Genomic DNA, 6,275 nt, shown 5'->3' with positions numbered 1-6,275 from the left:
GTAGATGATCTATACAAATCTCCCGTGATGACAGCTATCCCATTGCTCATTGAAAAAAACCCTTGACGGCTTGAAAAAACAGGTGAGAAAAAAAACAACCATTTTGGTTGAGAATCGATTTTCTCAACCAAAATGGATAACTAGGTTATCGCAATATGGCAGGTGCTGACTCATTTGAGTGCTCGAAAAAATTCTTGGTCCTCTCAGTAGGGACTTCATGACAGCCCGAATGCGTGAAGAGCAATATCTCTTAAGCTGGATGACGCTGGCAGCTACGTAGCATCTCATCTGGTTCGAAGGAGGACAGAGCCCTTCAGGCTGATTGACTGGCAAGCGGAGCGCGCAGGGCGAAGCTAGCGCCGTGAAGGAGCGAAGCGCCCTTGCACGGGCTTAAGTCTTACATGGTGTGATAGGGCGCACAGCGACTGGAACGGCGCGCTCTTAAGCCTTTCTTAGCCCAATCCTTTTAAAGCTTGTTTTTCTTGTTTTTTCTTGTTTTAAGGCCTTTAAGTTACTGTTTTAAAAGAGTTTTTTTGTTATTTCGGGGAGAGATTCCGGGCTTAAGGGGGAGAGATTCCGGGCTTAAGGGGGAGAGATTCCGGGCTTAAGGGGAGAGATTCCGGCTGTTATCCACAGACTCTCGGGCTTATCTTGATTTATAAGGGAGAAGGTATTGACTGGCTCCCTCTCCCTAAATATCTTGTTAGGGAGAGATTCCGGGTAGAGGCAGGGATGGTCGAGAACAAAGTAACTCAGTCTAATAAGCTCATTGAGGCCTCACATACACTGACGCTCAACGAGAAGCGCTTAGTACTTTGTGCTGCGTCGCTGATCGATTCACGCAAGCCGTTACCCAAGGACGGCTACTTGACCGTCCGAGCCGATACCTTTGCCGAGGTGTTCGGTCTTGATGTGAAACACGCCTATGAGGCGCTAGACGATGCAGCCACCAGGTTGTTCAACCGTGATATCCGCAGGTATGTAAAAGGTAAGCTAGTAGAACGTATGCGCTGGGTCTTTCATGTGAAGTACAGAGAAGGTCAAGGCTGCGTCGAGCTAGGATTCTCCCCCACAGTACTTCCGCACCTGACCATGTTGAACAAAGAGTTCACCAGCTACCAGCTCAAGCAGATCGGCAGCTTATCTAGCTTTTACTCTGTCCGTATCTACGAACTGATGAGTCAGTTCATCAAGCTTAAACAGCGGGAATGCACCCTCGTACAGCTGCGAGAAATGCTCGACCTAGGGGAAAAATATCCAAACGTTAAAGATCTTCGACGATGGGTCATTGATCCAGCACTGGCTGAACTGAACAAAAACACAGATCTAACCGTTTCAACAGAACCTCGCCGGCAAGGTCGAAAAATCATTGGTTTCTCATTTACGATCACCAAGAGTGACCAGATGACACTGAAACTTTAGTAATGGTCATCGCAGTCATGAGTATGGCGCCACAGTGCTAATCTATAGGCACCCTACAGACAGAACCCGACACAGCCCTACATGGCGAAATTAACCATCGGCCGCATGGCAAATCTCTATGGTTTGCACCGTTCCACCCTGCATGAAGCCGTGGCCAAAGGCCGCGTAACTGCTGATCTCGACGGTAAAGGGCAGAAGGTAATCGACCTGTCTGAAATGATCCGGGTTTATGGTGAGCCATCTGGTTCCACCCGACACTCCCCTACACCATCACCCGACATTTCCCCTACACCTCTTTTAGACGCCCTACACCCCCTCCTAGAAGAGCTGCGCTTGTTGCGAGAAGAAGTCAGAGAGTTGCGCGAGACGATGCGCTTGCTCGAACACAAACCCGAGGTGGCTCCAGCACAACCGAAAACGGCCGCCCCTTCAGGTCCTCAAGAGCCAGCCACCTGGGCCAGCTTGTTCAGCGCCTTGGACGAATGAGTCAAAAGTTTCCGATTCGGAAATTCATCATTGAAAGGGGGAAGGATTCCGGCTAGAAATGCCCTGTCTCTACAGTGAGACAGGGCAGCCGATCACGTCTAATTACCGCTTAGGTAAATGACGACAATGGCTTGTCACGTACTCCAAGCGTCCACGGCGGCGGCGGACGTAGGAGCAAACAGGTACTTCACAAACAGATTTATCAAGATGAGTCATGATCAATTTTCCTATGGATCACGACCTAAATCTCACCATCCTGACCATTGACGTCCAGGCTCGAAAAGCCTACAAATGGTCACGCAGGGGTTCGATTTTACGAACAGCCATTTACGTAACGGTGGCTGAAGCGTAGAATTTGCGCCCTGAAATGAGACCTCGGTCCTATTTCTAGAGTGAAGGTGCTTATCTCCCCTACCACAGTTCGATAAGCACCCAAGGTTTTGAAAAAAAGCTGGCTCATACGAGTCGGCTTTTTTTCGTCCAAAATAAATGGACATGCGCATAGTAACACAACTCACAGGGCCTCCTACAACAACCCCTGGAGCGTTTTTAGGTTTAACCCGCCACGCGTGTCGCATAATGGCTTTAAACGCCTCAAAACGCACGCCAAGGCGCTTAAATCGCAACCAATGAGTGCGGGTGTGGAAAACACTTAAGCTAGGTAGTAGAACTGGATTCACCTAAAAAACTTCGGCAATAATCTTTAAATATCGCCAAAAAAATCACAAAACCACGAAATGTCAGTTAAGAGCAGTGATGTGACTCATCAATAAAACAAACTAGTTTTTCATAACTGCTTGTTTTTCCTACATCTCAACGAAAAAACCCTTCACTCCAAGTGATTCCGCAAAGCGGCCGACCGCAGTCAAACTGGTCCAGGTGCGCAGCGCTTCGCGCCGCGAGCGCACCGGCAGCCAACGACTGCCAGCGCCGCCCAGGCGAATGGCCAAACCCCATTTTTCTTCATGCCGGCTGACCAGCACATCGCGCACGGCGCCGGCCTCGATCATGGCACGTAAGGTTTCTTCCTGGATTCCAGCCCGCATTGATTCGGCCTCCATTTTTCGCCCTGGATGAACGAGGGTTCGTTCATCTCGATGAGATATCTCACAAGCGCAGAGCGCTATCGCTTTGCGAGCATTTTCGCGTCCGCGAAAAAACCAAAGTTCCAGCGTGGAACTTCGTGTTGCTCAACTCCCCCTTGAGCCGCAGGCGAATAGGCAAGATGTGAAGGGGCCGGTAGGCCCCCTTCACCTATCTTGCCCGCCTTTTCAGCCAACCTGCAGCGTTCTCCTGTCTAACCATGATCCGTTTCTGAACAAGGCTTCGCGCGTTGTTTAACGGTTACGGGGGCGTTCTGCAGCGTTGCTTTTCTTCTCTTTCATGGCCACTGCGAGAGCCGCCAAGCGCTGTTTGCGCGTGGCTTCATCTGCCGGTCGCGTGACGAAAATTGGCAGCGCCAGGACTTTGTCCTGGGTATCTCCCGGCTCAACAAAATGCGGTACCGAATCCACGTGTTCCATCCTCTGCCCCCCAAGTGTTAATAGCCGTCCGGAAAAAGGCCATTCAGCGTTCAAAACCGCTTGAATATGACGGTTTTAGCCGGTTCCAGCGAGTTTTTGCCCTACGCACTATTAACACTTGGGGGGCCAAGCCTTTACGTAAATACGTAAATACGGAAGTGAGTAACCCGCTCCAGGCCTTTCCAACCGCGCGCATTTTCGCGTCCGCGAAAATCGCAAAGTTCCAGCGTGGAATTTTCAGCCGGAGGCTGGTGGCACGCCAATTGGGATGGCACCGCGTAAAACCACTCACTAGGGCTCTGGTTGACCAGCCCCCGCCATTCTGGCGTCCAAAAGGCTAAAAAAAGGCCACCGAAGTGGGCTTGGGTGACGGTGTTCATTTAACAAAAACGCCGTTATGCGCAGTCAGCGGATCAAAAATCCGCTTCATCAAATAAATTGCTTTTCGGATTCAACAGATCTTGGTGCTTCTGCTCGGATTTCGGTTCGCTTTCACCAACCCAACCCAACCCAACCCCAAGGTGTAGGACGTCTCCGAATACGTTTCAAGATCGCCACTTACAGGGCTATGACCGACATTGCTGCCTTCCCTTACCAATAGCAGCACCCAACCCTCAGCCAAATGCGCATTAACCAAACCCTCATGCGTTAACTCACGAACTGCTTTCACATCCCCAATTACAAATCTGCCACGGTCCTATTCCCTGAAATGACGCCGTAATGGCCAGCCCAGCCTAGCGTAATGCCTGCGAAGTAGGCTCCTTTCATGCATGCAGTACCACCGAAAAGGAGGCCTAAACCAAAACTGTAAACACTCCGTGGATGGGCACAGCGCCGATTCAGTCCCCCAAAACCCTTGCTAGGGGATTCATTCACAAACGGAGTGTCTATGTTCGTACGATTTTTATGGTGGTTGGTTCGGCTGCTGGTTCAGAGCTTGATGAAGTGGCTTTTCGAAAAAATGCCATTCGATTGGCTGTAGCGGCTGATCGGAAGCGAGATCAGACTTAAATTTCTGGCCCCCCCTGCAGCGCTGCAGGGGGGTGTTATGAACATTTGATAATTTATTTTAATTAAAAACCGTAAATATATTTTGAAACCCAAGACATTATATTGAAATCTAGTACTTTATATTCAACTCCATCCCATATTGATTTTATAGAAAAATCCGCGATACCCGCAATAATCATGGTTATGAAAAAACTCAGAAATGTACCGATCATAATATATTCTGATCTAGCACTATCGTTATCGTCCTTTAAATCATTGAATCTAAATGCCGTTTTTATAGCCATAATCACAGCAATAGCAGCAGCCTGATTAAATATAAAAAACATAAAAATCATGGACCTTTCTATGTAGCCGATCCATTTGCCAGCGTCATTTGACATGAACGCTCGCTGAGAATCCAAATCTAGGTTTTGTGTTTCTAAATGCGCAATAACACTTTCCGCTTTAATCTTACTATCACCCAAAACAGAGCCTATATCACTTAAGTTGCTAGCATTTGTATCCGAATATATTTTTGATACATCTGCATAATATGCAGATGCCAAAATGCTTTTTGTGATTTTTATTTTACCAGGAGATCCGCCTATTTTTTTACTTGTAATGAACAAAGATATGAATATTGAGGTTGGCTTAATCAGAACAAGAAAAGCAACAATCAAAACCACACAAGTAACCAATTCATTATAAATGTTTGAAGAGCTTTTTTGATATGGAAGCGCATGAAAAAAATGAGTCGCAATCCAGAATATACAAAATAAATGCAGCATCTGATCAGCTACGAAAATAGATGCTTTATATTTTTCAAATTTATGTGAAATTACTTCTTTAAATATATCTATGCAAACATGGCTAACAAACACGATAGCGGCTATTTTGAAGAAAATAGATGGGTAAATGCACAAATTACCGTCGCATTTTGGTATTTGACCATCAGTGAAGTACCACAACGCTACAACAACAGTAATAGCCATAGAATGATAGGCAGCATGTAATATATGAGCTTTTGCAAATTTTTCTATGTCTAAATTAGCATAATATTTTTTATTATCTACGCACTTACTAGTCTGAAAATAAAAATCAAACAATACATGCGTCAAAACCATAATTGAAAGAATTAGGTAGGCACTCATAGACTCATCTCAGATAATTTATTTGTTCTTTTGAAAACTCTAAAAAACTCATGATGTTTTTTATCCCGCCACGCTGTATTAGCTTATGTATATTTTGCTGGGATTTATTAGTGGCTAGTGCAATTTCAGGAATGTATATCTCTTTATTTCGCACAGCCCATGATAACACCTCTGCTTGCGGCTTCGATAAAGATCCGACCATGAAGTCAAGAAGTCTTACGGCTCCATGAAATGAATGATGCCAGCTACTTATAGATGAGTTAAATTCCATCATTACATCTTTTTCCATAGCATCTAGATTTTTACCTGAAATTATGTAGGCCTCTTCAAAATAAGATTTACCATCTGTTCCTGCAGATGAATTGGTCTCACTATATGAGAGGGATAGTCTTGCATCATATTTAATTTCATTCTCTTCAGTTAGTGCAATCAAAAATGACCTTATATATACAGAAACTTCAAATATTGTATTAGGCTCATATAATGTTATTTGAAAAAAATCGCCTCTGAATATATCTATATTTCGTACCAGGAATGAACTATCGTCAGATATTTGCTTTAACATGTTTTCCATACTTTTCACATACGGTAACCCCCTGTCATAGCCTGTAGATGATCTATACAAATCTCCCGTGATGACAGCTATCCCATTGCTCATTGAAAAAAACCCTTGACGGCTTGAAAAAACAGGTGAGAAAAAAAA

General features: G+C 45.5%; 5 protein-coding genes. 2 read left to right on the top strand and 3 right to left on the bottom strand.

What is annotated here, in order from left to right:
• The first annotated feature begins 732 nt into the window (after positions 1-732).
• Entirely contained in the window at positions 733-1,422 is a 690-nt protein-coding gene (locus ACFC2L_RS20140; RefSeq protein WP_375826122.1) for a replication initiation protein, read from the top strand.
• A 105-nt stretch (positions 1,423-1,527) separates the two neighbouring features.
• Positions 1,528-1,908: a hypothetical protein gene (locus ACFC2L_RS20135; RefSeq protein ID WP_375826121.1), complete on the top strand. Its 381-nt coding sequence runs from the start codon at positions 1,528-1,530 to the stop codon at positions 1,906-1,908.
• 806 nt (positions 1,909-2,714) lie between these two features.
• Here ACFC2L_RS20135 and ACFC2L_RS20130 read toward each other — a convergent pair.
• The 3 genes from ACFC2L_RS20130 to ACFC2L_RS20120 all read right to left on the bottom strand — a co-directional run.
• Positions 2,715-2,918, bottom strand: coding sequence for a hypothetical protein (locus ACFC2L_RS20130; protein WP_375826120.1), 204 nt, complete (start codon positions 2,916-2,918; stop codon positions 2,715-2,717).
• 1,586 nt (positions 2,919-4,504) lie between these two features.
• Positions 4,505-5,572, bottom strand: a complete 1,068-nt coding sequence (locus ACFC2L_RS20125) for a DUF3307 domain-containing protein (protein ID WP_375826119.1) — start codon at positions 5,570-5,572, stop codon at positions 4,505-4,507.
• 4 nt (positions 5,573-5,576) lie between these two features.
• Positions 5,577-6,275, bottom strand: a 699-nt coding sequence (locus ACFC2L_RS20120; RefSeq protein WP_375826118.1) for a hypothetical protein, incomplete at its 5' end; no start/stop codon positions are given.

The sequence above is a fragment of the Cellulosimicrobium sp. NPDC055967 genome (assembly GCF_042269845.1).
Lineage (GTDB): Bacteria > Actinomycetota > Actinomycetes > Actinomycetales > Cellulomonadaceae > Cellulosimicrobium.
Note: the sequence above shows the minus strand (reverse complement) of the source record. Positions and strands in the feature narration are given on the sequence as shown.